This is a genomic window from Brevundimonas sp. Root1279, from assembly GCF_001425945.1.
Taxonomy (GTDB): Bacteria; Pseudomonadota; Alphaproteobacteria; order Caulobacterales; family Caulobacteraceae; genus Brevundimonas.
Genome location: NZ_LMEB01000008.1, coordinates 215,807 through 241,936, shown reverse-complemented (window position 1 = coordinate 241,936; position 26,130 = coordinate 215,807). Strand labels below are relative to the sequence as shown.

The 26,130-nt window shown below is 69.4% G+C and carries 29 protein-coding genes; 18 read left to right on the top strand and 11 right to left on the bottom strand.

Annotated elements, in window-relative coordinates; genetic code table 11:
• The first annotated feature begins 17 nt into the window (after window positions 1-17).
• Genes pyk through ASC65_RS13125 form a run of 3 tightly spaced genes read left to right on the top strand, consistent with a single transcriptional unit; the run spans window position 18 to window position 2,819 of the window.
• On the top strand, window positions 18-1,457 hold the full coding sequence (gene pyk / locus ASC65_RS13135; RefSeq protein ID WP_056454085.1) for a pyruvate kinase: 1,440 nt from the start codon (window positions 18-20) through the stop codon (window positions 1,455-1,457).
• Window positions 1,458-1,473: 16 nt separating this feature from the next.
• Window positions 1,474-2,517 carry a DNA adenine methylase gene (locus tag ASC65_RS13130; protein ID WP_056454084.1) on the top strand — a complete coding sequence of 348 codons (1,044 nt, stop codon included), beginning with the start codon at window positions 1,474-1,476 and terminating at the stop codon, window positions 2,515-2,517.
• Between the two features lie 44 nt (window positions 2,518-2,561).
• Window positions 2,562-2,819: a hypothetical protein gene (locus ASC65_RS13125; protein ID WP_056454080.1), complete on the top strand. Its 258-nt coding sequence runs from the start codon at window positions 2,562-2,564 to the stop codon at window positions 2,817-2,819.
• A gap of 284 nt (window positions 2,820-3,103) precedes the next feature.
• On the opposite strand, the gene ASC65_RS13120 is transcribed toward ASC65_RS13125, so the two are convergent.
• The 4 genes from ASC65_RS13120 to ASC65_RS13100 form a co-directional block, all read right to left on the bottom strand.
• Complete coding sequence (locus ASC65_RS13120) at window positions 3,104-3,697, bottom strand: ribonuclease HII (RefSeq protein WP_056454206.1); 594 nt, start codon at window positions 3,695-3,697, stop codon at window positions 3,104-3,106.
• Window positions 3,698-3,922: 225 nt separating this feature from the next.
• The gene (locus ASC65_RS13115) at window positions 3,923-5,473 is read right to left on the bottom strand and encodes a hypothetical protein (RefSeq protein WP_056454078.1); all 1,551 of its coding nucleotides are present in this window, start codon (window positions 5,471-5,473) and stop codon (window positions 3,923-3,925) included.
• A 383-nt stretch (window positions 5,474-5,856) separates the two neighbouring features.
• Window positions 5,857-6,339, bottom strand: coding sequence for an SRPBCC family protein (locus ASC65_RS13105; RefSeq protein ID WP_056454073.1), 483 nt, complete (start codon window positions 6,337-6,339; stop codon window positions 5,857-5,859).
• Window positions 6,332-6,682 carry an ArsR/SmtB family transcription factor gene (locus ASC65_RS13100; RefSeq protein WP_056454070.1) on the bottom strand — a complete coding sequence of 117 codons (351 nt, stop codon included), beginning with the start codon at window positions 6,680-6,682 and terminating at the stop codon, window positions 6,332-6,334. Before ASC65_RS13100 ends, ASC65_RS13105 begins: the two co-directional genes overlap by 8 nt.
• Before the next feature lie 164 nt (window positions 6,683-6,846).
• Here ASC65_RS13100 and ASC65_RS13095 point away from each other — a divergent pair, with 164 nt between their 5' ends.
• Entirely contained in the window at window positions 6,847-8,022 is a 1,176-nt protein-coding gene (locus ASC65_RS13095; RefSeq protein ID WP_056454068.1) for a PAS domain-containing protein, read from the top strand.
• Here the strand turns inward: ASC65_RS13095 and ASC65_RS13090 are convergent.
• Entirely contained in the window at window positions 8,019-8,615 is a 597-nt protein-coding gene (locus ASC65_RS13090) for a DNA-3-methyladenine glycosylase I (protein ID WP_056454064.1), read from the bottom strand. The genes ASC65_RS13095 and ASC65_RS13090 overlap by 4 nt on opposite strands.
• Window positions 8,616-8,707: 92 nt before the next feature.
• On the opposite strand from ASC65_RS13090, the gene ASC65_RS13085 reads away from it, so the two are divergent.
• The gene (locus ASC65_RS13085) at window positions 8,708-9,058 is read left to right on the top strand and encodes a hypothetical protein (protein WP_056454063.1); all 351 of its coding nucleotides are present in this window, start codon (window positions 8,708-8,710) and stop codon (window positions 9,056-9,058) included.
• Window positions 9,059-9,097: 39 nt separating this feature from the next.
• The gene (locus ASC65_RS13080) at window positions 9,098-9,283 is read left to right on the top strand and encodes a hypothetical protein (protein ID WP_056454059.1); all 186 of its coding nucleotides are present in this window, start codon (window positions 9,098-9,100) and stop codon (window positions 9,281-9,283) included.
• 94 nt (window positions 9,284-9,377) lie between these two features.
• Here the strand turns inward: ASC65_RS13080 and ygfZ are convergent, their stop codons facing one another.
• Both ygfZ and ASC65_RS13070 read right to left on the bottom strand, forming a co-directional pair.
• Entirely contained in the window at window positions 9,378-10,166 is a 789-nt protein-coding gene (gene ygfZ / locus ASC65_RS13075) for a CAF17-like 4Fe-4S cluster assembly/insertion protein YgfZ (protein WP_056454058.1), read from the bottom strand.
• A gap of 26 nt (window positions 10,167-10,192) precedes the next feature.
• On the bottom strand, window positions 10,193-10,753 hold the full coding sequence (locus tag ASC65_RS13070) for a hypothetical protein (protein ID WP_056454203.1): 561 nt from the start codon (window positions 10,751-10,753) through the stop codon (window positions 10,193-10,195).
• A gap of 117 nt (window positions 10,754-10,870) precedes the next feature.
• On the opposite strand from ASC65_RS13070, the gene ASC65_RS13065 reads away from it, so the two are divergent.
• Together ASC65_RS13065 and ASC65_RS13060 are read left to right on the top strand one after the other, a co-directional pair.
• Window positions 10,871-11,830 carry a glycosyltransferase family 9 protein gene (locus ASC65_RS13065; protein WP_056454053.1) on the top strand — a complete coding sequence of 320 codons (960 nt, stop codon included), beginning with the start codon at window positions 10,871-10,873 and terminating at the stop codon, window positions 11,828-11,830.
• A gap of 33 nt (window positions 11,831-11,863) precedes the next feature.
• The gene (locus ASC65_RS13060) at window positions 11,864-13,195 is read left to right on the top strand and encodes a dihydroorotase (RefSeq protein ID WP_056454051.1); all 1,332 of its coding nucleotides are present in this window, start codon (window positions 11,864-11,866) and stop codon (window positions 13,193-13,195) included.
• A gap of 125 nt (window positions 13,196-13,320) precedes the next feature.
• Here the strand turns inward: ASC65_RS13060 and ASC65_RS13055 are convergent, their stop codons facing one another.
• From ASC65_RS13055 to erpA, 4 genes are all read right to left on the bottom strand, one after another.
• Window positions 13,321-14,253 carry an alpha/beta hydrolase gene (locus tag ASC65_RS13055; protein WP_056454048.1) on the bottom strand — a complete coding sequence of 311 codons (933 nt, stop codon included), beginning with the start codon at window positions 14,251-14,253 and terminating at the stop codon, window positions 13,321-13,323.
• A gap of 16 nt (window positions 14,254-14,269) precedes the next feature.
• Window positions 14,270-14,932 carry an SdpI family protein gene (locus tag ASC65_RS13050; RefSeq protein ID WP_056454046.1) on the bottom strand — a complete coding sequence of 221 codons (663 nt, stop codon included), beginning with the start codon at window positions 14,930-14,932 and terminating at the stop codon, window positions 14,270-14,272.
• Window positions 14,929-15,219 carry a metalloregulator ArsR/SmtB family transcription factor gene (locus tag ASC65_RS13045; RefSeq protein WP_056454043.1) on the bottom strand — a complete coding sequence of 97 codons (291 nt, stop codon included), beginning with the start codon at window positions 15,217-15,219 and terminating at the stop codon, window positions 14,929-14,931. The genes ASC65_RS13050 and ASC65_RS13045 overlap by 4 nt, the downstream gene beginning before the upstream one ends.
• Window positions 15,220-15,717: 498 nt before the next feature.
• Window positions 15,718-16,095, bottom strand: coding sequence for an iron-sulfur cluster insertion protein ErpA (gene erpA / locus ASC65_RS13040; RefSeq protein ID WP_082526053.1), 378 nt, complete (start codon window positions 16,093-16,095; stop codon window positions 15,718-15,720).
• A gap of 62 nt (window positions 16,096-16,157) precedes the next feature.
• Between erpA and ASC65_RS13035 the strand changes: the two genes are divergently transcribed.
• The 10 genes from ASC65_RS13035 to ASC65_RS12990 all read left to right on the top strand — a co-directional run bounded on the left by ASC65_RS13035 (window position 16,158) and on the right by ASC65_RS12990 (window position 26,130).
• Window positions 16,158-17,333 carry a deoxyguanosinetriphosphate triphosphohydrolase gene (locus ASC65_RS13035; protein WP_056454042.1) on the top strand — a complete coding sequence of 392 codons (1,176 nt, stop codon included), beginning with the start codon at window positions 16,158-16,160 and terminating at the stop codon, window positions 17,331-17,333.
• A gap of 79 nt (window positions 17,334-17,412) precedes the next feature.
• Window positions 17,413-18,204: an SPOR domain-containing protein gene (locus tag ASC65_RS13030; RefSeq protein ID WP_056454041.1), complete on the top strand. Its 792-nt coding sequence runs from the start codon at window positions 17,413-17,415 to the stop codon at window positions 18,202-18,204.
• A 177-nt stretch (window positions 18,205-18,381) separates the two neighbouring features.
• On the top strand, window positions 18,382-19,431 hold the full coding sequence (gene nagZ / locus ASC65_RS13025; protein ID WP_056454040.1) for a beta-N-acetylhexosaminidase: 1,050 nt from the start codon (window positions 18,382-18,384) through the stop codon (window positions 19,429-19,431).
• Window positions 19,428-20,261, top strand: coding sequence for a segregation and condensation protein A (locus ASC65_RS13020; protein WP_056454038.1), 834 nt, complete (start codon window positions 19,428-19,430; stop codon window positions 20,259-20,261). The genes nagZ and ASC65_RS13020 overlap by 4 nt, the downstream gene beginning before the upstream one ends.
• A 10-nt stretch (window positions 20,262-20,271) precedes the next feature.
• Complete coding sequence (scpB, locus tag ASC65_RS13015) at window positions 20,272-20,934, top strand: SMC-Scp complex subunit ScpB (protein ID WP_056454036.1); 663 nt, start codon at window positions 20,272-20,274, stop codon at window positions 20,932-20,934.
• Window positions 20,935-21,144: 210 nt separating this feature from the next.
• Window positions 21,145-22,575, top strand: a complete 1,431-nt coding sequence (murC, locus tag ASC65_RS13010; RefSeq protein ID WP_056454032.1) for a UDP-N-acetylmuramate--L-alanine ligase — start codon at window positions 21,145-21,147, stop codon at window positions 22,573-22,575.
• Between the two features lie 134 nt (window positions 22,576-22,709).
• Window positions 22,710-23,219, top strand: a complete 510-nt coding sequence (locus ASC65_RS13005; RefSeq protein ID WP_156459664.1) for a hypothetical protein — start codon at window positions 22,710-22,712, stop codon at window positions 23,217-23,219.
• 74 nt (window positions 23,220-23,293) lie between these two features.
• A complete protein-coding gene (gene murB, locus ASC65_RS13000; RefSeq protein ID WP_056454020.1) occupies window positions 23,294-24,208 on the top strand; it encodes a UDP-N-acetylmuramate dehydrogenase in 915 nt (304 codons plus the stop codon).
• 99 nt (window positions 24,209-24,307) lie between these two features.
• Complete coding sequence (locus ASC65_RS12995; RefSeq protein ID WP_056454017.1) at window positions 24,308-25,243, top strand: D-alanine--D-alanine ligase; 936 nt, start codon at window positions 24,308-24,310, stop codon at window positions 25,241-25,243.
• Window positions 25,231-26,130 carry a cell division protein FtsQ/DivIB gene (locus ASC65_RS12990; protein WP_056454016.1) on the top strand — a complete coding sequence of 300 codons (900 nt, stop codon included), beginning with the start codon at window positions 25,231-25,233 and terminating at the stop codon, window positions 26,128-26,130. The genes ASC65_RS12995 and ASC65_RS12990 overlap by 13 nt, the downstream gene beginning before the upstream one ends.

Sequence of the window (26,130 nt, the reverse complement as noted above, 5' to 3'; positions counted from 1 at the left end):
CCAAGGCCAGAAGACACATGAAAAGAGCCCGGCGCGCCCGCATCGTAGCGACCCTGGGGCCCGCCAGCCGCGCCCCCGGCACCGTGAAGGCCCTGGCCCAGGCCGGCGTCGACGTCTTCCGCCTCAACTTCAGCCACGGCTCGCACGAGGACCATGCGGCGGCGCTGAAGGCCGTGCGCGGGGCCGAGCTGGCCCTGAAGCGCCCGCTGGGCGTGCTCGCGGACCTGCAGGGACCCAAGCTCCGTCTGGGTCGCTTCGCCGACGTCGAGATCGAGGTGAAGCCGGGCCATACCATGCGCTTCGACCTCGACCCGACCCCGGGCGACGCGACGCGGGTGCAGATGCCGCATCCCGAGATCTTCAAGGCCCTGCGCACCGGCATGCTGCTGCTGCTCGACGACGGCCGGGTGCGGCTGCGCGTCGGCGAGCGCACCGACGAGTGGGCCGACGTGACGGTCGAGAGCGGCACCAAGCTGTCGGACCGCAAGGGCGTGGCGGTGCCGGAGGCGGTGATCCCGGTCTCGGCCCTGACCCCCAAGGACCGCGAAGACCTGGCCTTCGCCCTGCGCATCGGCGTCGACTGGGTTGCGCTGAGCTTCGTCCAGAAGGCCGAGGACATGGCCGAGCTGAAGCAGATCGTGAAGGGCAAGGCCGCCTGCCTGGCCAAGATCGAGAAGCCGCAGGCCCTGGATCAGCTCGAAAGCATCCTCGACTACTGCGACGGCGTCATGGTCGCGCGCGGCGACCTGGGCGTCGAGCTGGACCCCGAAGAGGTGCCGGTGGCGCAGAAGCGGATCATCCGCGCCGCCCGCCAGCGCGGCGTGCCGGTGATCGTGGCCACCCAGATGCTGGAGTCGATGACCTCCGCGCCGGCCCCGACCCGGGCTGAGGCCTCGGACGTGGCCAACGCCGTCTACGAGGGCGCCGACGCCCTGATGCTGTCGGCCGAGACGGCCTCGGGCGACTATCCGCTGGAGTCGGTCGGCATCATGAACCGGATCATCGAGCGGGTTGAGAACGACCCGATGTGGCCCGGCCTGATGGACGCCGAGCACGCGGGCATGGACGAGCATGACGTCGACGCCCTGGTGGCGGCGGCGCGCAAGGCGGCCGAGGCCCAGTCGACGGCCTGCGTCGTGGTGTTCACGACCCTGGGCGGAACGGCGCGGCGGATGTCGCGCGAGCGGCCGCTGCAGGCCGTCCTGGCCCTGACCCCGCGACCCGAGACCGCCCGCCGCCTGGCCCTGGTCTGGGGCCTGGAGCCCCGCCTGAGCCGCGAGCCCGCCTCGCTGGAGGAGGTCACCGACGACGCCGTCGCCAAGGCGGTCGAGTTCGGCCTGGCCGAGGCCGGCCAGCGCCTGCTGATCCTGGCCGGGACGCCGTTCGGCGCGCCGGGGGCTGCGAATCTGCTCCGACTGGCGCATGTTCCGGCCAAGGGGCGCGGCCAGAAGGGCTGATCCCCAAAGGATCGGCATGATCAAATACATCGGGTCCAAGCGGGCGCTGCTGACGCAGATCGCCTCGACCATCGCCGCGGTGCTGCCCGACGGCGGGACGGTCTGCGACCTGTTCTCGGGCTCGGCGCGGGTCGGTCATGCGCTGAAGAAGCAGGGCTTCCGGGTCTGGTCGAACGACCACAACGCCTACGCCCACGCCCTGGCCACCTGCTACGTCCAAGCCGACCGCGAGCGCTGGCTGGCCAAGGCCGAGGCCGTGCTGGCCGAGCTGCGCCAGGTGACGCCCGAGGCCGGCTGGTTCACCAAGAGCTTCTGCGAGGACGCCCGCTATTTCACGCCCGAGAACGGGGCCCGCATCGACGCGATGCGCGACCGGATCGCCGCCCTGGCGCTGGAGCCCGAGCTGGAGGCCATCGCCCTGGTCAGCCTGATGGAGGCCGCCGACCGGGTGGATTCCACCGCCGGCCTGCAGATGGCCTACATGAAGCAATGGGCCAGCCGGGCGCTGAAGCCGCTGGAGCTGCGCATGCCCGACGTCCTGCCCGGCGTCGCGGGCGGCCCGTGCCGGGCGACCCATGCCGACGCGGTCGCCCTGGCCCCGCAGATCGAGGCCGACCTGGTCTACCTGGACCCGCCCTACAACCAGCATTCCTACCTCGGGAACTACCACTGCTGGGAGAGCCTGGTGCTGTGGGACAAGCCCGAGACCTATGGGGTGGCCAACAAGCGGGTCGACGTGAAGACCCGCAAGAGCGTGTTCAACAGCCGGCCCGGCATCGCCCCGGCGCTCCAGTCCGTCATCGAGGGGCTGCAGGCGCCGAACCTGCTCGTCTCCTTCAACGACGAGGGCTACCTGGGCCGCGACCAGCTGGTCGAGATGCTGTCGGCGCGGGGCGAGGTGCAGGTCATCGAGATCGCCCGGCCGCGCTACGTCGGGGCGCGCATCGGCATCCACAACCCCAAGGGCGAGAAGGTCGGCTCGGTCGGGCGGCTGCGGAACGTCGAATATCTGTTCGTGGTCAGCGAACGGCCGGTGCGGCTGCTGGCCGACGCGGCCTGACCGCTCCGCACGGAACGGGACGAGTCCCGGATCGTTAGGCGGCCATGGAACCGCTGACGATGACCCCCGCCCGTCGCCTGGACGCCCATCGCGCCTATGGCCGCTCCGTGGACGCCTTCGACGCCGTCGCCTGGCGCCCGCCCGTTCCGAACCGCTTCGACGGTCGGCCCGCCAATGACATGGTCGAGCAGGCGTCGGCTCCCCCCTCGCACGGCGCGCTGCGCAACTGGGTGACCGTCGTCGGCGGCGGCGTCGCCGCGGCCATGATGGGCGCCATGCTGGGCGGCATGCTGCACATCTGAGGCCGGCGAAAAACAGAGTCTGAATCGTCTGAATCGTCTGAAATCGGCGCGACCGGTTCAGACTCCGGCGCGTGAAAATCAGAGTCTGAAGAGTCTGAATCGTCTGAAATCGGCGCGGCCCCGTCAGACTCCTCCGCGCAAAAAAAAACAGAGTCTGAATCGTCTGTCTGAATCTCGCGCGTCGCGACGCTGTGGTTTCGTTTGTCAAAGACCCGTGCCGGGCCAGCCTAGCGGACGGGTGCGTCAGAGGCGGACGTGGCCGTGACCCGCTGCGCGTAAGAGGGCTATTCCTCCAGCAGCGCCTTGATCGGCGCCCAGCCGCGACGGTGAGCGGGGCAGGGGCCGAGGGTCTTGAGGGCCTGCTGGTGGACGGGGGCGTTGTAGCCCTTGTGGCCGGCGAAGCCGTAGCCGGGGTATTCAGCGTCGAGCGCGACCATCAGCCGGTCGCGGGCGGTCTTGGCCAGGATGGAGGCGGCGGCGATCGACAGCGACAGGCCGTCGCCTCCGACCACGGTCTGCACGTCGCAGGGCAGTTTGAAGCGATAGTTGCCGTCGACCAGGGCGGCGACCGGCTGCACCGACAGCGCCTCGATGGCGCGGCACATGGCCAAGCCCGTCGCGTGCAGGATGTTGAGCTCGGCGATCTCCTCGACCGAGGCGAAGCCGACGCCCCAGGCCACGGCCCGGGCCTTGATCTCGGCCTCCAGCGTCTCGCGCTTGGCGTGGGTCAGGGCCTTGGAGTCGTCGATGCCCTCTGGCAGGTCGTCGGGATTGAGGATCACCGCCGCCGCCGACACGGGCCCGGCCCAGGGGCCACGCCCGGCCTCGTCGACGCCGCAGACCGGGCCGGCGACGGTGCGCAGGAGGACGGTCTCCAGCGCGTAGGTCGGGAAGCCGCGCGGGGCCTTGGCGGCGGACGTCTTCCGGGCCGGCGATTTGGACGGGGTCTTCACCCTTCCGCCATCGCACGAACGGGCCGATGGCGGAAGCGGTCAGCCGCTTGATGGACGACCATGCCCACAGCTGCGTTGATGCACGAGCGCCGTGCAGAGCCATGCCCCAAGCGGGCTCGTCGAACGTCCCCTAAGGGTGATAAGCAATCCTCAAGCGACGATGCGTTTCAGGCCGAATGCTCCGCCGATGAGCAGGTCGCCATCTTCGAGGATGGTCGTGATACCACCGAAGGCGTTCCACTTGGCGCTGTCGTCCGGAAACACCCACCGGGCCCGGGTCTCGCCGGTGGACCAGTCAATGCCCGTGTATTCATAGATGCCGTCGCGCTTGTTGGCGCAATAGAGCAGGTTGGTCGCGGCCGAGACCACGGGCACCATGATGTCGCTGTTGTCGATCTCGCTGTTGAGCCAGTCCTCCTCCAGCCGGCGGGTCTGCGGGTTCCAGTTGAACTTTTGCACGCCCATCGGCGCAGGCCGTGTGATTCCGGCAGTGAAGCCGTTCCAGAACCCGGGTTTGGGATAGGGCTCAGGATAGGTGCTGTTGATCACCGCCACGCCGTAACCCAGGACGTTGGGCGACGGCTCGATGGTTGCCTTCGAGATGTGGATCGGCGCCTGATCGGCGATGCGGCGGGATTTCGTTCCTGGCTTCTGCTCGAAGTCCTCCGGGATTTCATCGCGCCAGAACGCCACCAGATTCGTGCCGCCTTCCGCCCCGTCGGCGATCACCACCAGCTTGTCCGGGTCGTCACCGAAACCCATCAGCGTGGGCGTGGTCCCCGAGCCGCGCGAGATTGATCCGAGCGCAAAGGCCTTCTCATCCGGCATCCATTCGTAGCCGGACTCCCACGCGCCGTCTTTTTCGTCGGTGGAGAGGGTCTCGCCGTTCCAGATCACCTTCAGCATGCGCCGTGACGTGACCACATAGATGCCGCCGCGATCATCGAGCGGAATGCCGTTGTCCACCGCCTCGCCCGAGAAGGTGACCCAGGCCTTCACATTCAGGTCTCGGTCCAGAATGACCAGTGCGCCCGGCGCCGCCGCGGCCAGGAAGCCGTCGTAGGTCATGTTCAGGGCGATGATGCGCGAGACCGCGCTGGCGGCCTCGGGCGGCATGGCCTGTGCGACATCGGCCGACTGCACGATCCGCAGTGGCGCGCGCACTTCGTTGTCGTCGGTGCATTTGAGGATCTTCGTCCCGCCGTAGACGCAGTAGTGGAAGCCGTCCTTGTCGATCAGGTTGTAGACCCCGTTGATCCCGACCTCGTGGCTGAAGCCCAGGTCCGCAATCTTGTCGATGGCCTGAATGAGTCGGTCGTCGTCCCGGGTCCGGCGGGCGCCGTCCCACGCCTCCAGCAGCGCCTGCGTCGCCGCGTCGGTGGCCTTGCTGTTCTGCGCCTCGAAGCCTGGGTAGGGCAGGTACGAGAGGGATTCAAAACGCTTGTCCGTCAGCAGGAGCTTGCGGATGCCGAACATGCCGCTGCCGATCCCGATAGTGTCGGGCCCGATCTTCTTGAGGGTCGGGTTGGAGACCATAAAGTTGGGGACGAAAAGCGCGTCTTCACCGGCTCTGAGCGTCTTGCCCCCGGTCAGGCCGGCATGAAGCACCGAGTCCGTCGCGCCGGTGTTGAAATGCGATGTCGGATAGACGCTATCGGCAAGCCACGGATTGCGAGGCGGCATGTTGGGGGACGATGACATCGACTGACTCCGGAACTGATCAGGCGTCAGCGAAGCAGATCCGTATCGGTTTGCAGATCAGGCGTTTCCCTGAGTCAGAATGGGTCGGAAGCCGACTCTCGCACGGGCGTCGAAAGGAGACATCGGCGGCACATCATTTCGGTTCGGAGCGGAGGCTCCCGGCGTTACGCGCTCTAATCTTCCGCAGTGATGACCCGCGCTGGACGCCCAAGTCGGGCGATAGCCTTGTCGGTCGCCTCGGGCTGAACCTCCCGAGCGGATTTCAGGCGCAGGGGTTCGACACCGTCTACCGTGACGACATGTTTGACCCGACCTACGGCGAGGAGGGCGAGACGTGGCTTATCGGGGAGTCGGCCGGCCGGCCGCGGGAACGAACCTGAGCGTCACCCGACCGCAGGTAGCCCCGCGAGCAACTCGTCCAGCGCCTCGAACTGCTCGGGCCAGGCGCCGGTGCTGCCGGAGGCCATGGCCTCGTCCAGTGCCTCCTTGGACGGATAGAGGTCGTGCACGGTGACCAGGGTCTTGCCGTCCTTCTCCTCGAAGGTCGCCGTGGTCACGGCTCCGTTCTCTTCCTCTTCGTTGGTCCAGACGAGGCGGGAGGGCGGCGTGACCTCGATGTAGCGGCCGAAGAAGGCCATGGGCTGGTCCGAGGCGGGGTGGCCGAAGACGAACCGGTACGAGCCGCCGGTGCGAGCGTCGATCTCGCAGGACAGGAAGGTGATGCCGAACGACTTCGGCGCCCACCAGCGCATCATCAGCTCGGGCTTGGTCCAGGCCTCGAAAACGAGGCGCGGGGGTCCGTCGACGGTGCGCGTGGCGACGAGCTCCCGGTCCGAGGTCCGTTCGACGGTTGTGCGGCTACTCATCGGACTTCTCCTTGCGTTTCAGCTCGTCGACGACGGCGTCCAGGCCGTCGAAGCGGGCGTCCCAAAGGCGGCGGTGTCCCGCGATCCAGGCCGCCTCATCCTCGAGACGGAGCTCGCCGAGCCTGCAGGTCCGCACGCGCCCGACCTTCTCCGTGGTGACGAGCCCTGCCTGCTCCAGGACGCCGACGTGCTTCTTCATGCCCGTCAGGGTCATGTGGAACTTGTCGGCCAGCTCGGTGATCGAGGCGTCCGAACGCCCGAGCCGCTCCAGCACCCCGCGCCGGGTGGCGTCGGAGAGGGCGGCGAAGGAGGCGTCCAACCGGGTTTGTGAATACTGCACCATGTGGTTCAGTGTTAGCCCCGGGTCGGGCGACATGCAAGGGGGTGAGGCGCCCCGGCCCGTGATTGTCGTGCCGCGTTGAACCGCGCTGATCGGTCGGACCTCCGGTCTTGCAGGGCGTTCCGACGCTTGTCACAGTCGCTGCATCGCACCGGGAGGGACGAGACGTGGGCGGCGGACCCAACTCTGAAGACCCGACGCCGACGCTGGCGGTCGCGCATCCGAACCTGTTCTGGTTCGCAGGGCCGGACGGGTCGGTGCATTTCTTCAACGCCGCCTGGCTGGCGTACACGGGACGGCCTCCGGTGGACGCCCTGGCCGATGGTTGGGCGGCGGCGGTCCATCCGCATGACCGATTCCATCTCGAGCGCTGGGAGACGGCCCTGCAGGGCGGTGTGCTGTTCGAAGCCGATCTCCGGCTCCTGAACGCCGTCGGCGAGGGCCGCTGGCACGCCGTGAAGCTGATCCCGCTGCGAAACGCCACTGGGGCCGTCACCGAATGGTTCGGCTCCGCGGCGGACATCCATGAGCCGCATAGTCTGCGGGAGGCCCTGCAACGCCTGTCCGTGGCCCTGGCCGCTGAGCGTGACGGGGACGACGGGCCTGACCTGGACCTGTCCCGCGATCCGTTCGTCATCGCGGACAAGGCGGGCGTGTGGCGCGCCGTCAGCCCGTTGCTGGGCGCGACCCTCGGGTACGAGGTTCACGAACTGCTGGGCCGGACCTCCGAATGGCTCGAACACCCGGACGATCGCAAGCGGACCCGGCGCGAGATCGACAGCCTGGCGAAGGGGCGGATCACGACCCGGTTCGAGAACCGGCTGCGGGGGCGCGACGGCCGCTATCGCTGGTTCGCCTGGGCGGCGGTTCCCCACGGCGACCGCCGGTTCTGCGTGGCGCAGAACATCACCATCCAGAAGGAAGCCGACGAACGGTTGCGCGCCGCCGAAGCGCGACGGCAGGAGGCGGACGCCCTGTATCGGGCTGTCTTCGAGAACGCGGCCGATCCGCTGTTCGTGATCCGGGTGGAGCCTTCCGGCGCCTTCGTGGTCGAGCAGACCAACCCGGCGCACAAGCGCGCGACCGGACTGGATGATGTGGTCGGGCGCAGGCTGGAGGACCTGCTTCCGCCCGAGACAGCGGCCAAGGTGCTGGCCCGCTATCGCGAGGCGGTGGCCGAGGGCGAGCCGGTGGCGTGGCGCGACGTCTTCGAGCTGGAGGTGGGGACGGTGGTTTGGGACACCAAGATCGTGCCCGTGCGCGACGCCGAGGGCCGCATCGCCCGGATCGTCGGCAGCGGCCGGGACGTGACGCCCGCCGGGCCTGACGCGCCCCCGGACTAGGTCTCCGACCCGCCGGCCAGGGCCCGAACCTGCCTATGCCGGAAGCACTCCACTCCGTGGTCGTTGACCATGCCGACGGCCTGCATGAAGGCGTAGACGATCACCGGGCCGCAGAAGGTGAAACCGCGCTTCTTCAGGGCCTTGGCCATGGCCTCGGACTCGGGGGTGGCGACGGGGCGGGCGTCGCTGTCGGGCCAATGGTTCTGGATCGGGGCGCCGCCGACGAACGACCAGAGCCATTCGGAGAAGTCCTCTCCGTTTTCCTGCATTTCAAGCCAGATGCGGGCGCCCTTGATGGCGGCGTTGATCTTGGCGCGGGAGCGGATGATGCGGGCGTCGCCGAGCAGCCGCGCGATGTCGTCCTCGCCGTAGGCGGCGACCTTGACCGGATCGAAGCCGTCGAAGGCGTCGCGCATCCCCTCGCGCTTGCGCAGGATGGTGATCCAGGCCAGGCCGGCCTGGAAGCCGTCGAGGACCAGCTTCTCCCACAGGGCGCGGGCGTCATACTCGGGCACGCCCCACTCCTCGTCGTGATAGGCGACGTACAGCGGATCGGTCCCGCACCAGGCGCAGCGGTGGAGTGAGTCGGGCATGGGGGGAGGGTAGGCGCTGAGGCGGGTTACGGCGAGTTCACTTGGCCTGGCGGGCCGAAGCGGCGACTTTGCCGCCGTCCGGAGGAACCGCCATGAGCCTCGCTCCCGTCCTGCTGATCGCCGCCGCGCTTGTCGCCCAGCCCCCACAGCCGACCCGGGGATGCCAGATCATCCAGCCGACCGCGGCCCAGCGCCAGATGGAGTTCTCCAACGCCGTCGCCCTTGGTCCCTTCGCCATGCGGACCCTGGCCGGCGAGAGCCGCTGCGACTTCTCGCAGGCGCGTCAGGGCCGGTGCGCTCTGCGGGATCCGCGGCTGATCCACATCACCATCAACGCCAAGCACGTCTGGTACACGATCCCCGCCGGGCGGACGGTGCAGATCCACGTCGCGGGCCTGGAGGCGGCCTGTCGGGTCACCGGCGGCGACGTCGCGGGCGACTGAGCCGTAGCAACCAAGCGGACGCAGGGCGGTTTGGACCCTATGTCCGATCCCGAACGCCCAGACGACGACCTGATCACCGAGCCGCTGACGCCGGAGGCCGGGGACGGCGAGGTGGTGGTCAAGGATCCGCCCGCGGCTGCGATGCGGCTGACGCCGGATGCGGCGGACATCTCGGCGATCCGGATGCTGGACGCGGCGGACAAGGCGCGGAAGCCGAAGCCGTAGGCTCAATCCAACTCCAACGCCCGGACGGGAAACGTCCCCGAAAGCCTTCGCCTTGGGCTGGGCGGCGTGAACCGGCATGGCCTTGCCCGAAGGGTCAGGTGGGCAACCACTCCGGCTTCGTCACTGTCACCGTTCGCCCGTCCACGGTCAGCTGGCCTTCCAACCGATCCAGCCGCAGCAGGGCGATGGCGCTTCCCTCGCGCCCGCTGCGGACCTCGCCGGCGCGAAGTTCGCCGTTGAGGACCTCGGCGCCGAAGGGCGGGGGCGGACCGTCGAAGGCGAGGGGGAGCATGCGGTTCTTGATGGAGCCGCGGCGCTTCATGCGGGAAGTGGTCTCCTGGCCGATGAAACAGCCCTTCTGGAAGTCGATGCCGTTGAGCAGGTCGAAATTCGCCTCGATCGGATAGGCGGTGTCGAAGGGGACGTCGGCGTCGGAATCGGGGACGCCCTGAGCCAGGCGGTGGGCCTGGTAGTCGTCCTCGGAGGCGTCGGCTTCCGCGTCGCCCTGGCTGCGGCCGCCGAGGGCGGGGACGCGCGGGTCGAGCGCGAAGCCGTCGGGCAGCGGGCCGTCCCAGGCGGCGAGGACGGGGCGGTCGTCAGGCTCGACCGTCACCTGGGCGCGCAGCTTGTAGAGGGTCAGGCGCTGCAGCAGAGCCTGGCGGCGGGCGGCGGCGACGTCGAGCAGGACCGCCTCGCCCTCGCCTCGGACGAACAGGTCGAACAGCACCCGGCCGGGGGCCGAGAGCAGGGCGCCGAAGCGCAGCTCGCCGTCGGCCAGGGTCTCGACGTCCTGGGTCAGCAGATTGTGCAGGAATGGGCGGGCGTCGGGACCGGCCACGCGGATCAGGGCGCGGCTTTCGAGGCGGGCGATGCGGGGGGTCATGAGGGTTAGATAAGGGCACCCGCAGCTTAGCTGAAGGGGTGGTCCTCAACCGCATACCGCGCCGTGATCCCGTCCGGCTCCCAGTCGTGCTGCTCCAGCTTGTCGAGCGAGCGGAGGACGCGGGCGAGGAAGTCGGCCGGGTCGCCGGCCTCGACCGCCGGGCGCAGCCAGTCGGTGACCTCGGCGCGAGCCGGATAGGTGCCGACCGGGCCGGGGACGCTGAGGGCGACGCGGATGCCCTGGGCGATCCAGCTGGCGAGGACGGCGAAGAAGTCGTCGGAGGCCAGGAAGTCGGTGCGCTCGACCACGAAGACGGTGATCTCGCCTTCCTCGATTCCGTCCGGGCGTATGACCACGCCGCTGCGGTCGGGCCGCCAGTCGTCGCTGAGCTCGACCATACGCCACAGGCAGAACCAGGTGCGGCAGGTCTGGGGGCGGATGGCGTGGACCGAGCAGCCGACGCCGCCAACGCAGTAGCGGCACAGCTCGCCGGTCGGCTTGGCCAGCTCGGGCAGGTTCAGCGGGATGACCCGGCAGCATTCGACGCAGCCGCCGCATTCGCGACCGGGCAGGAGGGGGAGGGTCATCGGCAAGCCGTGTACTCCGCCCGCGGGGCTGCGTCATCCACAGCGACCGCCGCCAGACCCCGCAATTGCCATCGCAGCGCCGCTCAACGCCGGGGAGAATCCGTATACGGTGTCCCCATGGCGGGACGTTTCCCCATTCTCTACCTCGCCGAGGCGGATGCCGAGGACGCGGTGCTGTCCTCCGGCGTGCTGGCCTATCTGGTCGAGGCCATGCCGCAGGCGCGGTTCACCGTGGTCGGTTCGCCGACCAGCGCCCCCCTGTTCGCCGACACGCCGCGTCTTGATCGCCTGCTGGTCCTTGAGAAGGAGAGCAAGCTCGAGTGGCTGGGGCTGTGGAACCAGGTCCGCGCCGAGACCTGGGGCTGTGTCGTCGACATGCGCGGCTCGGCCCTGTCGACCAAGCTGAAGCGGCAGAAGCGGGCGGTGCGCGGCGAGGACGAGCCGGGCGTGCACAAGGTCGAGCTGGCGGCGCGGGTGCTGCAGCTGGAGGAGACGCCGGGACCGCGGCTGTTCGTGTCGGAGCCGACGCGGGCCAAGGTGGAGGCCCTGCTGCCGGCGGGCGACGGGCCGCTGCTGGCCATCGGTCCGGGGTCGGCCTGGATGGGCCGCCGCTGGCCCGCCGAACGCTTCGCCAACCTGGCGGTGACCTTGACCAGCCCCGGCGGGCCGCTGGCGGGAGCGCATGTGGTGGTGATCGGGGAGGAGAGCGACCGTGACGCCGCTCACACCATCCGCCTGGCCCTGCCGCGGCATCACACGATCGAGCTGCAAGGCAAGCTGACGCCGCTGCAGGCGGTGGCGGTGCTGCAGCGCTGCAATCTCTATGTCGGCAACGACTCGCTGTGGACCCATCTGGCCACGGCGGCGGGGACGCCGGTGGTGGCGGGCTACGGCCCGTCGGACGACGTCGAGCGGGGACCGTGGGGCGGTTTGGTCGTGCGCGGGCCGCGCTCGGTCGAGGAGTTCCGAAAGATCGACCCGCGCCTCAACCAGGCCATCGAGCACATGAACGAGCTGCCGACCGAGCGGATGCTGCGGGCGGTGAAGAAGCTGCTGGCCGAGCGCGCCCTGGCCTAGATCACGGGGCCCGCCGGGTCTAAGGGAGCGGGCATGACCCAGACCTACGATCTCATCGTCCGCGGCGGCGAAGTGGCCAACCATGCGGGGCGCGGCATGGCCGACGTCGGCGTCATCGACGGCAAGATCGTCTTCGTCGGCGACCTGAGCCAGGCCTCGGCCGGCGAGGTGTTCGACGCTACGGGCCTGACGGTGCTGCCGGGCGTGATCGACACCCAGGTGCATTTCCGCGAGCCGGGGCTGGAGTGGAAGGAAGACCTGGAGACCGGGTCGCGCGCCGCGGCGCTGGGCGGGGTCACCGCCGTGTTCGAAATGCCGAACACCGAGCCGAACACGACCGACCCGGACACCCTGGCCGACAAGCTGGACCGCGCCCGCGACCGAATGTGGACCGACCACGCCTTCTACATCGGCGGCACCCACGACAACGCCAAATACCTGGCCGAGCTCGAGCGGTTGCCGGGCTGCTGCGGGGTCAAGGTGTTCATGGGCGCCTCGACCGGCACCCTGCTGGTCGCCGACGACGACGGGGTGCGCGAGGTGCTGCGCCATGTGAAGCGCCGCGCCACCTTCCACTCGGAGGACGAATACCGCCTGGCCGAGCGCCGCCCGCTGGCCCGCACCGGCGACTGGACCAGCCATCCGGAGGTGCGCGACCCCGAAAGCGCCATCATGTCGACCAAGCGGCTGGTGCGCCTAGCCCGCGAGACCGGCGCCCGCATCCACGTGCTGCACGTCACGACCGCCGAGGAGATCGACTTCCTGGCCGGGCACAAGGACGTGGCCACCGTCGAGGTGACGCCGCAGCACCTGACGCTGGACGGCGACGAGGCCTATGAGCGGCTCAAGGGCCTGGCCCAGATGAACCCGCCGATCCGCAATGCGCCGCACATCGCCGGCCTGTGGCGCGGCATCGAGCAGGGCGTCGCCGACGTGCTCGGCTCGGACCACGCCCCGCATACGCTGGAGGAGAAGGCGCGGCCGTATCCGGCGTCGCCCTCGGGCATGCCGGGGGTGCAGACCCTGGTGCCGGTGATGCTGACCCACGTCGCCAACGGCCGGCTGAGCCTGGATCGCTTCATCGACCTGACCAGCCATGGCGCCAACCGCGTCTTCGGCATCGCCGGCAAGGGCCGGATGGCCGAGGGTTATGACGCCGACCTGACCATCGTCGACCTGAAGGCCAGGCACCTCATCAAGGACGAGGACATGGCCACCCGCTCGGGCTGGACGCCGTTCAACAATTTCGAGGCCACCGGCAAGGCCATGGCCACGATCGTGCGCGGCCGGGTGGTGATGCGCGACGGCGAGCTGATCGGCACGGCCCACGGGCGGCCGGTGCGGTTCCAGGAGACGCTGGCCTAGCGGCCCAACCAGCGGAGCAACGCGTCGCACCAGGTGCGGCTGGCGATCAATTCGGCGCCGCTGTGCAGGTCAGGCGCCAGCAGCTGTCGGAGAGGGATCGGGCGTCGCCGACGCGGGCCAGGGACTCAGCGCGTCAGGATGAACTCGGCGACGTCGTCGACGATGCCGCCGGCCAGCGGAAGGGACGGGTCGCGGTAGGTGGCGGCATTGCCGGCGCGGTCGGCCGGGGCGAGCTTGAGGACGTGATTGACGCCCTCCCAGAGGACGAGGGTCGCATCCGGCCGGGCGGAGGCGAGGGCGCGGGCGTCCTCGACGGTGATCTGCAGGTCGGTGGTCCCCTGGCCGATGAGGATCGGCCCGTCGTAGGCGGCGATCAGGACGGCGGGATCGTAGGCGAACCAGGAGATCAGATAGGGCTGGACCGAGGGGCGGAAGAGGGCCTGCAGTGCGGGCGGGGTATCGGCCACGGTGCGGCCGGTCTCCAGCTCGGCGAGGGCGGCGTAGGCCTGGGTCTTCAGCGGCTCGGGGATCGGGGCGAGCTGTTCCTCCAGCACCACGCGAGCGCGGCGGCCCGCGCCGGAGAGCAGGACCAGGCCGCAGATCTTGTCGTCGTCCTCCTTCGTCGCGGCCAGGGCGATCAGGGCGCCCTCGCTGTGACCGATCAGCCAGGCGCAGGGCTTGCCGGTGCGAGCGGCGGCCTCTTCGGCCCAGGCGCGGGCGTCGGCGACATAGTGGTCGAAGCGCAGGTCGGTCTCGGACAGGCCGGCCGCGGCGCTGGCGGCGATGCCGCGCTTGTCGATGCGGACGGTGGCGATCCCCTGCTCGGCCAGACCTTCGGCGAGCAGGCGGTAGGTCGAGGCCGAGACGCCGAGCGGGCTGTTGCCGTCGCGATCGGTCGGCCCGGAGCCGGGCAGGATGACGGCGACGGCGCGGGCCTGGCCTTCGGGCGCCAGCAGGGTCCCGTGGATCGGTGACGGATCGGACGGCAGGGCCACCGGGGTCGAGGTCGGACCGGCCACGGGGACTGAGAGGGCCGCGGTGAGGATCAGGCTGAGCATGGTCGGTCTCCGTCGGTCAGAAGGGTTGGCGGTCGGGGTCGGTGCGCCACACGCGCCAGCTCTCGACGATCGACCAGACGGCTGCGACGAGGACGGCGCCGATGATGATCTGGATCCCCAGGGGCTGGGCGATAAAGGGCGACAGGGCCAGGCCGCCGAGGCCGATCAGGAAGAACAGGCGGCCGGCGAGGCGGTTGGAGCGGTCCCAGGCGAGCCGGCTCTTGTAGGCCCAGGGCGTGCGCACCCCGGCGATCGGATTGGGTCCGACGCGGCCGAGCACGGCGCCGAGCATCAGGAACAGGGCGGACATCGCCGCCATCGGCGCGGCGCCGCCGATCGAGGTCAGGCCGGTGACGCTGGCGAGGCCGGCGAACAGGCTGACGCCCAGCATGGCGACGAGGATCAGGATCTGGCCGAAGCGCAGGCCGCGGGCGCGGGCGGGGTCTCCGGCGCGGGCGGCGGCGATCCCCATGCCGCCGGCCAGGACGAGGGTCAGCGCACCGAGGGCGGCGATGCCGCCGCCGATCGGTTCGCGGGTCGTCCAGGCGTCGGCGTAGCCGTCGCCGCCGTAGTGGTAGGGCAGGGCCCCGGTCGGGCCCGCGAAGGCGATAGCGGCGCCCGCGCCCATGATCAGCAGCGAGATCGCGACGGTGGCGCGGTCGGCGGCGGTCAATTTCATCGGGGGGCCTCCTCCTTCGGGTCCTCGGCGCGCGCCCCGGTCATGGCCAGCAGGAAGGCCAGGGCCTCCTCGACGGCGGAGATCTCGAGCCGGTAGCGGATCGAGGCGCCGTCGCGCTCGGGCGACACCAGGCCCGCCTCCTTCAGGGCGTTGAGATGGCCGGTGATGGTCGGCCAGCTCATGTCGAAGGCGGCGGCGATGTCACCGGAGGCCAGCGGCCCTTTGCGCAGCATCTCGATGATGCGGCGCCGCACCGGGTGCGACAGGGCCTTGAACAGGGCGTTCATAGGGAGAAGGCTAATTAGGAAAAAGGCTAAATGCAAGCCTAGCTGATTTTTCACCGCTCATCCCGGCGAATGCCGGGATCCAGATCGTAGGGCGCAGAGGGCTTGCGGTTGGCTGCGGGGACAATGGCCCGATCAGCGAGACATCGCGTCTGGGTCCCGGCATTCGCCGGGATGAGCGGTGGAGGGTGGCGGAAGCCTTGAGACTTAATCTGACGCTTGCCGAATGTAGCCCTTCAACCAGATGAAAAAGGCCGCAAGTAGAAGTTGCCAAACGATGGCCACGCTCGATCGCACGCAGTTTAATATAGATGCGCCGGGCTTATCGTTAACAACGTCCGCGATATATGTCGCCGTCATTGCCATGAAAGCGAGCGCGCCCAGCAGCGACAGCACTGCCGACAAGACGCATACGATTTCACCAGCGCGTTTGAGTTTTGCCATCCAGCCGACCCTCACCCGGCCCTTCGGGCCACCTTCTCCCATTGGGAGAAGGAAAGACTAGATCGAGAAACTCACCCCGCAGCCGCAGCTGGAGGCGGCGTTCGGGTTGCGGACCACGAACTGGGCGCCGGCGAGCTCGTCAACGAAGGCGATCTCGGAGCCCTTGAGGAAGGGCAGGGAGACAGGGTCGACCAGGGCGGCCTGGCCGCCGGCCTCGATGCGGATGTCGTCCGGCTCGCCGGCCTCGACGAGCTCGAAGCGGTACTGGAAGCCGGAGCAGCCGCCGCCGTCGACGGCGACGCGCAGCATGACCGGCCGGCCCTCGGCCTCGGCGAGGCGCGCGAGGCGGCGGGCGGCGCTGTCGGACAGGGTCAGGCCGTGACCGCCGGCGGACGGCGATATCTCGAAGGCGGGTGCGGATTGGACGGTGCTCACGGGGGTCTATATGAGGCGCGGACGGGCGATCGCAAAGGCCCGGCAAAGAAGAGCAGCCGACCTTGATCCCCGAGCGCGCCGCCTACGCCGAATATCCCGAGCACAGCCGCGGCCGGCTGACGCCCGAACCCATCAGCCGGACGCGCAACGCCTACGCCCGCGACCGCGACCGGATCATCCACGCCACGGCCTTCCGTCGGCTGAAGGAAAAGACCCAGGTCTTCGTGGCCCACGAGGGCGATCACTACCGCACCCGCCTGACCCATTCGCTGGAGGTAGCGCAGATCGCGCGGTCTCTGGCCCATGCCCTGCGGCTGGACACCGACCTGGCCGAGACGGTCGCCCTGGCGCACGACCTGGGCCATCCGCCGTTCGGCCACGCGGGCGAGGACGAGTTGCAGGCGCAGATGCAGCCCTGGGGCGGCTTCGACCACAACGTCCAGACGTTCCGCGTCGTGACCAAGCTGGAGGAGCGCTATCCGCAGTTCGAGGGCCTGAACCTGAGCTGGGAGACGGTCGAAGGCGTGGTCAAGCACAACGGGCCGGTCAGCCACCGCCTGGACGAGCCGGCCTGGAAGGCCATTGCGGACTATTCGCCGGGCTGGGACCTGCGGCTGGACAGCTTCGCCTCGCTGGAGGCCCAGGCGGCGGCGATCGCCGACGACATCGCCTACAACAACCACGACGTCGACGACGGGGTGCAGGCGGGCCTGTTCACCCTCGACGACCTGGCCGAGGTGCCGCTGATCGGGCCGGTGCTGCACGGGGTGCGCAAGGACTGGCCGAACATCGACGCCCGCATGATCCGCATCGAGGCGGTCCGGCGGATGATCGGGGTCATGGTCGAGGACGTGCTGGCCGAGACCGAGGCGCGGCTGGAGGCGGACAACATCCGCTCGACCGAGGACGTACGCACGGCGCGGCGCACCCTGGTGGCCTTCTCGCCGGGCATGCTGGCCGAACTGGGCGTGCTGCGGAAATTCCTCTTCGAGCGGATGTACCGGCACTATCGGGTCAACCGCACGCGCAGCCAGGCCCGGCGCATCCTGGCCGAGATGTTCCAGCTGTTCATGGCCGAGCCGGGCACCATGCCGCCGGAATGGTCGGGCAAGGCCGGCGCCTCGGACGAGACCAAGCGGGCGCGGGCCGTGTGCGACTACATCGCCGGCATGACTGACCGCTATGCGATCGAGGAACACAAGAAGCTGTTCAGCCTGGACCTGGCTCTCGATCTCTGAACGGCCTGAAAAGCGCCACTAGCCGGGTTACCATGGCCTCCCGCGCGTGCGATTCGCGCGGACCGTTGGAAGGTCGGCCATGTCCCACGAAGATCCGTATCGCCCCTATCAGGGGCGCGACCGCGGCGCCTACACGCCGCCGACCGACGACGACCTGCCGTTCGATCGCGGCGGCTATGATCCGCGACGCGGCAGCCAGACCGGCGCGGCCAAGGCGCCGCCGCTGACCCTGATGATCAGCATCGCGGTGCTGCTGGCCATCGTGGTGGCCGTGATCCTGCTCAAGCCGTGGGAGACCCGCGGCTCCAACGACGCCCCGCCGGCCGTCGGCACGCCCGTCGCCTCGATGAAGTCCGAAGCGCCGATCGACGCCCAGCCGATCGATCCGGAGGCGGGCATCGACGTCTACGCCGAGGCCGAGGCCCCGACGACCGCCCCGACCTTCGTGCCGCCGCCGGAAGCGGTTCAGCCGCGTCCGCTGCCGCGTCCCGTCGAGGCCGCGCCGCTGGCGCCGGCCGTGGCTGCGCCCTCGAACCGCCCGGCGCCGTCCAGCCAGACCGCCTCGACCCGTCCGATCGAGCGCGCCGAGGTCCAGCCGGCCCCGGCGGCCCCCGCGGCGCCTGCCGCCGGCGGCTCGTCCGGCGTGCAGATCGGGGCCTTCTCGACCCCCACCCTGGCCGAGCGCGAGTACAACGCCGTGGTCGGCCGCTATGCGCAGTTCACCCGCGGCGCCAGCCGCCGGGTGCAGGAGGTGACCAACTCCAGCGGCTCCACCCTGTATCGCACCACCGTCGCCGGCCTGAGCCGCGAACAGGCCACCGGCCTGTGCGGCGCGATCAAGGCTTCCGGCGGCGACTGCATCGTGCGCTGACGGGCTCTTCCTGGCGGCCCTGATGTCCCTTCATCCCGCTCATCCCCGCGAAAGCGGGGACCCAGTGCTTTGGGTGATGGCGGGAGATCGGCGGGTCGCCTACGCTCGTCCTGAAGCGCCGGCGTCAGGCTGGACAGGACTGGATCCCCGCGTTCGCGGGGATGAGCGGGGCAGGGAATGACGTCGGCCGCAATCTATGGGGTTTCAGGTCATCGGCTGACGGCCGAGGAGAGGGCCTTCTTCGCCGACGCCCGTCCGTGGGGCTTCATCCTGTTCCGGCGCAATGTCGACAGCCCCGAGCAGATGCGGGCCCTGACCGCCGAGCTGCGGGACAGCATCGGCGACGCCCAGGCTCCCGTGCTGATCGACCAGGAGGGCGGCCGGGTGCAGCGGATGGGCCCGCCGCACTGGCCCAAATACCCCCCGGCCCAGGCCTATCTGAAGGCGACCAACGACCTGCTGACGGCGCGTGAGCTGGTCCGCCTGGGCGGGCGGCTGATGGCCCATGACCTCAAGTCGGTCGGCGTCGACGTCGACTGCGCCCCCGTGATGGACGTGCCCGTCCCCGGCGCCCATGACATCATCGGCGACCGCGCCTGGGCCCAGGACCCGGCCACCGTGGCCCAGCTGGGTCGGGCGGCGGCGGAGGGCCTGCTGGCCGGCGGCGTCCTGCCGGTGATCAAGCACGTCCCCGGCCACGGTCGCGCCTTCGCCGACAGCCACAAGGAGCTGCCGGTGGTCCACGCCGACTTGGAGACCCTGGACGGCTGGGATTTCGCGCCGTTCCGGGCCCTATCGGACATGCCGCTGGCCATGACGGCGCACGTCGTATTCACGGCGATCGACAAGAAGGGGCCGGCGACCACCTCGAAGAAGGCGGTGAAGCTGATGCGCGAGCATCTGGGCTTCTCGGGCCTGATCATGACCGACGACCTGTCGATGAAGGCCTTGACCGGCTCGTTCCGCGACCGGGCCGAGGCCTCGCTGAAGGCCGGCTGCGACGTGGTCCTGCACTGCAACGGCGACCTGGACGAGATGCGGGCTGTCGCCGAGGGTGTCGGCAAGCTGAAGGGCAAGGCGGCGCGGCGGGCGGAGACGGCCTTGGCGCGGATCGTCCGCGACGTGGAGCCTTTGGAGGTGCTTGAGGCCCGGGGCCGCTTCGACGCCCTGATGTCGGGCAAGCTCGACGCGGCCAAGGGACCGGACGTTGGGGAGGCGCAGGCGTGACCGACGCCTTCCAGCCCAACCTGGACTTCACCGCCGCCGACCAGGCGGACGAGCGGGAGACCTTCGTCGTCGACCTGGAGGGCTATGAGGGCCCGCTGCACGTGCTGCTGGCGCTGGCGCGGACGCAGAAGGTCGACCTGCTGAAGCTGTCGATCACCCGGCTGGCCGAGCAGTATCTGGCTTTCGTGCACGAGGCGCGGCGGCGCAACTTCGCCCTGGCGGCGGACTATCTCGTGATGGCGTCGTGGCTGGCCTATCTGAAGTCGCGCCTGCTGCTGCCGCGCAACGAGAAGGGCAAGGGCGACGAGCTGCCGGCCGAGGAGATGGCCATGGCTCTGGCCTTCCGACTGCAGAAGCTGGAGGCCATGCGTCGGGCGGTGGAGGCGATCCAGTCGCGGCCGCAGTTGAAGCGCGACGTCTTCACCCGCGGCGACCCCGAGGCGACGGTGATCGTGCCCTCGGACCGCATCGACGCCAGCCTGTACGAACTGATGGCCGCCTATGTGACCCAGCGGCGGCGCGAGGAGCAGCGGCGCTACAATCCGAACCAGCGGGTCGAAGCCTTCGGCCTGGAGGCGGCGCGCGACTGGCTGCGCGACATCCTCCCCAAGCTGGAGCAATGGACCCCGCTGGAGCGCATCGCGCCGGAAAAGGACGGGGAGGAAGGCCCCTCGCAGGCCAGCTATACGGCCTCGACGCTGTCAGCCAGCCTGGAGCTGGTGAAGGAGGGGGCCATGGATGTGAAACAGGCCGAGGCCTTCGCCGAACTGTTCCTGAAGCGCCGCGGCCAGGGCGCCGGGCAGGCTCAGGCGTTTGAGCTGACACCATGAGGGCGTTCCGATGAGTATCCAGTTCGCCCCGGACGAGGGGGAGATCGAGCGCCGCGTCGAGGCGCTGCTGTTCGCGGCGGCTGCGCCCTTGTCAGCCGCCGAGTTGGCGCGCCGGCTGCCCGAGGGGGCGGACGTCGGCGGGGCCATCTCGGCCCTGCGCGAACGCTATCAGGGCCGTGGCGTCGAGCTGGAGTGCGTCGCCGATCGCTGGCGCTTCCGCACCGCCGCCGACCTCAGCTTCATGATGACCGAGGAGCGCGAGGAGCCGCGTCGCCTGTCCAAGGCCGCGCTCGAGACCCTGGCCATCATCGCCTACCACCAGCCCTGCACCCGGGCCGAGATCGAGAGCGTGCGCGGCGTGTCCCTGTCCAAGGGCACGCTCGACCTGCTGCTGGAGATGGGCTTCGTGAAGCTGAAGGGCCGGCGCCGCACGCCGGGCCGACCGGTGACCTACGGCACGGCCGACAAGTTCCTGGAGCATTTCAGCCTCGCCAGCCTGTACGACCTGCCCGGCGTTCAGGAGATGAAGGCGGCGGGGCTGCTCGACCTGTCCATCCCGGTCGGCTTCGAGGTCCCGGATCCGACCCGCGCGTCGGACGAGGACGACGCGCCGCTGCTGGAAGGCGTCGAGGACGCGCCGGAGTTCGCCCAGGACTTCGTGTCGGACGACTGACGCTTGGACGGCGAGACGCGCCAGGATCGTCGGACGCCGGTGCGGCCAAGTGATTGGTGGCTGGTGATTAGTGGCTGATCCCGCCGACGCCGGTTCCCGGCTGTTCATGGTCAGTGAAGTCGCAACCACTAATCACTAACCACTCATCACTTTCCGGGCGCTGCCGCCGGGGGTGGTGCAATCCCCGCCAACCCTTGCTAAGCGGCTGCGATGATCGCTCGCCTTCGCCCCGTACCGTTCGACCTCGGCCCCGTTCACTTCGTGGGCATCGGGGGCATCGGCATGAGCGGGATCGCCGAGATCATGCTCAAGATCGGCTATTCGGTGCAGGGCTCCGACGCCAAGGCCAGCGCCAACACCGAGCGGCTGGAGAAGCTGGGCGCGCGGGTGTTCATCGGCCACGACGCAGCCAATGTCTCGGACGGCGTCTCGGCGGTGGTCTATTCGACGGCGGTGAAGGCCTCGAACCCCGAGATGGTGGCCGCTCGCGAGCGCCGCATTCCGCTGGTGCGCCGGGCCGAGATGCTGGCCGAGCTGATGCGGCTGCAGTTCTCGATCGCTGTCGGCGGCACCCACGGCAAGACGACGACAACCTCGATGGTGGCGGCCCTGCTGGACGCGGCGGGCCTGGACCCGACTGTGGTCAACGGCGGCATCATCAACGCCTACGGCACCAATGCGAAGGTGGGCGACGGCGACTGGATCGTGGTCGAGGCCGATGAGTCCGACGGCAGCTTCCTGCGCCTCAAGTCGACCGTCGCCATCGTCACCAACATCGACCCGGAGCACCTGGACCACTACGGCGACTTCGAAGGCGTGCGGAAGGCCTTCGTCGACTTCGTCGAGAACATCCCCTTCTACGGTTTCGCCGCGGTCTGCCTGGACCACCCCGAGGTGCAGCGGCTGGTGGCTTCGATCGATAACCGCCGGCTGGTGACCTACGGCGTCAATCCGCAGGCCATGGTCCGCGCCGACAACTGCCAGATGAGCCCGGACGGCTGCCGTTTCGACGTGGTGATCCAGAAGCAGGGCCTGGCCGCCCTCGACGAGCCGATCCGCATCGAGGGGCTGCACCTGCCGATGGCCGGTTGGCACAATGTCTCCAACGCCCTGGCCGCCATCGCCGTGGCGCGCGAGCTGGACGTTTCCGACGAGGCCATCAAGGTCGGCCTGGCCGGCTTCGGCGGGGTCAAGCGCCGCTTCACCACCACGGGCGTGGCCAACGGCGTGCGCGTCATCGACGACTACGGCCACCACCCGGTGGAGATCGCCGCCGTGCTGAAGGCCGCCCGCCAGGTGGCCGAGGGCCGCGTCATCGCCGTGGTCCAGCCGCACCGCTACACCCGCCTGCGCGACCTGATGGAGGAGTTCTCGACCTGCTTCTCCGACGCCGACGCGGTGATCGTGGCCGACGTTTATCCGGCCGGCGAGAGCCCGATCGAGGGTGTCGACAAGCACGCCCTGGTCGAGGGCGTGCGCCGCTTCGGCCACCGCTCGGTGCAGCCCCTGGAGAACGCCGCCGTGCTGCCGCGGGTGATCAAGGAAGAGGCCAAGGCCGGCGACCTGGTCGTCCTGCTCGGCGCCGGCGACATCACCAGCTGGGCTTATGCGCTGCCGGCGCAGCTGGAGGCGCTGGGTTGAAAGGCGCAGGGCTTCTGGTCATGCCTGGGGCTCTTCTAGGGCTCTGCCTCTTCTTTACCGCTTGTAAGCCTGCGGCGGATCACCCAGCCAATCCGCCAGCGGAACGGGACAGTCCTGTACCGACTGTCCGGGAAGTGAACCCCGCGTTCCTCCAGCCCGCACCGGCAGAAACCTACAAGGTTTCATGTCAGCGGCAGCATTGCGAAATCACATCCGCCCGTCTTGCTGTCGTGCTCCTTAGCCATGAAGACAGCCTGGGGCTCCGTCTGGCCGCCGTGACGGGTCAACTCGGGGAAGAGGTCGTATCCCTACAAACGACGCAGGCGTTTTTCCAGCCCTCGCCGTGGATGCACGATTCCGAAGGCCGTCCCTTGGTCGAAGGGGTCGAGGGGCATTTGCTTGTGGGAGGGGGCGCCGACGGTCGCGACGATTTGATCGTCCATTGGGACCGGCGTTCCGACACCGCCTTGCGGATCACGGTGGATGAGTTCCTGACGCGCTTGGAAAAAAGCCCGGACGTGTATGTTTCGGCCATGACGCCGACCTCCCAGGATACGATCGGATCAACTTTGACTCGCATTCAGTCACGGCCTTTCGTTGCGGCGGTCCGTGACGCGGCCAGACGACTGAACCGGGATCATTAAGGGTTGCTACGCCGTCGAGGCCGGCAGGGGGCGACCCCCTTGCGCACTCCAGCGAGAGCGGGCATCGCAGCCCGATGACCGACTGGCGCGATGATCTTCCCACTGTCCGCGGCAAGCTGCTGCCGAACGAGCCGCTGGGGCCCTACACTTGGTTCCGCGTGGGCGGGGCGGCGGATGCGCTGTTCATCCCGGCCGACGCTGATGACCTGCAGGCCTTCCTGAAAGCGCTGGACCCCGCCGTGCCGGTGGCCGTGCTGGGCGTGGGCTCGAACGTCATCGTGCGCGACGGCGGCATCGAGGGCGTGGTGGTGCGGCTGGCCGGGCGGCCGTTCGCGGGCATCACGGCCGAGGGCGACACGATCACGGCCGGCGCGGGTGCGCTGGACTCGATGGTGGCCAAGGCGAGCGCGAAGGCGGGCATCGGCGGGCTGGAGTTCTACGCCGGCATTCCGGGCACCATCGGCGGGGCCCTGACCATGAACGCGGGCTGCTACGGCTCGGAGACCAAGGACATCCTGGTCTCCGCCTGGGGGCTGACCCGCCAGGGCGAGCGGGTCGACTATTCGCTGGAGGATTTCGGCTACAGCTATCGCCACACCGACGCCCCGGCCGACATCATCTGGATCGAGGCGACCTATCGCGGCGTACCCGCCGCGCCTGAGGCCGTGTCGGCCAAGATCAGCGAGATCACCTCGCGGCGCGAACAGACCCAGCCGATCCGCGAGAAGACCGGCGGCTCGACCTTCAAGAACCCGGACGGCCATTCCTCGTGGAAGCTGGTCGATGAGGCGGGCTGGCGCGGCAAGCTGCACGCCGTGACGGGGGGCGGGGCCAAGTTCAGCGAGTTGCACTCCAACTTCATGATCAACCCGGGCGAGGCCACCGCGGCGGACATCGAGAGCCTGGGCGACACGGTCCGCGCCGACGTCCTGGCCAAGACCGGCATCGACCTGCACTGGGAGATCCGGCGGATCGGGCGTCCCGCTTAAAGGTCGGATCACAAGCGTTTTATCCGCCACGGACTCCATTTGGTTGACGGCCTGTTAAGGACGTTCGTCGCATTGCGGTGACTGTCCGTGGAGCTTGTCATGACCCGCCCGTTTTCCGACCTGCACGTCGCCGTCCTGATGGGCGGGCTGTCGTCGGAGCGCGAGGTGTCGCTGTCGTCGGGCAAGGGCTGCGCCGATGCCCTGGAGGGGCAGGTGGCCAAGGTCAGCCGGGTCGACGCCGGGCGCGACCTGGCCCAGGTGCTGGCCGCGCTGAAGCCCGACGTCGTCTTCAACGCCCTGCACGGCGAATGGGGCGAGGACGGCTGCGTCCAGGGCGTGCTCGAGACCCTGGGAATTCCGTACACCCACTCCGGCGTGTTGGCCTCGGCCCTGGCCATGGACAAGGACAAGTCGAAGGCTGTGCTGCGCGCCGCCGGCGTGGTCGTCCCGGGCGGCGGTCTGTTCGACCGCAAGGCGGTGGCGGCGGCCCATCCGATCGAGCCGCCGTATGTGGTCAAGCCGAACGCCGAGGGCTCCTCGGTCGGGGTCTATGTGGTCATGCCGGGCGATCCGCCCTGCGCGGCCGCTGGCGAGGACAGCTGGACCTACGGCGAGCAGGTGATGGTCGAGCCCTTCATCGCCGGCAAGGAGCTGGCGGTGACGGTGCTTGGGGAAAAGGCCGGGCCGCGCGCCCTGACCGTGACCGACATCACCCCGCACAAGGGCTTCTACGACTACGAAGCGAAATACGCCCCGGGCGGCTCCAGCCACGTGCTGCCGGCGGTTCTGCCGCCCCACGTGTTCGAGGCGGCGCTTCGGGAATCGGAGCTGGCGCACGCAGCCATGGGTTGCCGCGGAGTCTCGCGATCCGATTTTCGTTATGACGATGTTAAGGACGTTCTCGTTCTTCTGGAGGTCAACACCCAGCCCGGCATGACGCCGACCTCGCTCTCGCCGGAGCAGGCTGCGTTCGTCGGGATGGATTACAAAGACCTGGTCCGGTGGATGGTGGAGGACGCCTCATGCCCGCGGTAGTTCGCGGCGGTCGGCGACAGAGTTCGAACCAGCCAGCCAAGCGGCCTGCGGCTTCCAAGAATGGGGGGCGCGGCCGCTCGTCGCGTAACGCCCCGGCCTCGCCGGGCAAGGTGGCGGCGATTGGCAGGCTCGACCTGTCCCCGCGCGCAGTGATGATCTGCATCGCCGCCGGCGTCGTCGTGCTCGGCGGCGTCCTGGCCACGGGCGCGCGCGCCGAACGGATCGGCCAGTCGATCAGCCAGGGCCTGGACGGCGCGGCGGTCGGCATGGGGCTGAAGCTCGACAAGGTGTTCATCGAAGGCGAGTCCGCCGAGGCCTCGGCCGCCATCCAGCGCGCCGTGCAGCTGCAGTCGGGCCAGGCCATGACCTCGATCGACCTCGGCGCGGTGCGCGAGCGGGTCGAGGCGGTCGGCTGGGTCAAGTCGGCCAAGGTGGTGCGCCTGCTGCCCAACACCCTGATCGTCCATGTCATCGAACACGACCGGATGGCCATTTGGCAGGCGGGCGGCCGCAACCTGGTCATCGACCGTCAGGGTCAGGTGATCCGCGGGGCGGACGCCGGCCGTTATCCCAACCTGCCGCTGGTGGTGGGGAAGGGGGCCGAGCAGGCCGCCGCCGACGTGCTGCCGCTGATCGCGCAGCGCCCGCGGCTGGCGTCGCGGGTCGAGGCCTTGGTGCGTGTCGACGAGCGCCGCTGGGATCTGCGCCTCAAGGACGGCAGCCTGATCCAACTGCCCGCCACGGACCAGGACGCGGCCCTGATCCAGCTGGACGCGCTGGACCAGCGCGAGCGGCTGCTGGAGCTCGGGTTCGCCCGCATCGATTTGAGAACGCCCGAGGAGGTCGCCGTCCGGCCCTCCGCCGGCGACGTACAGGCTGGGGTGTAG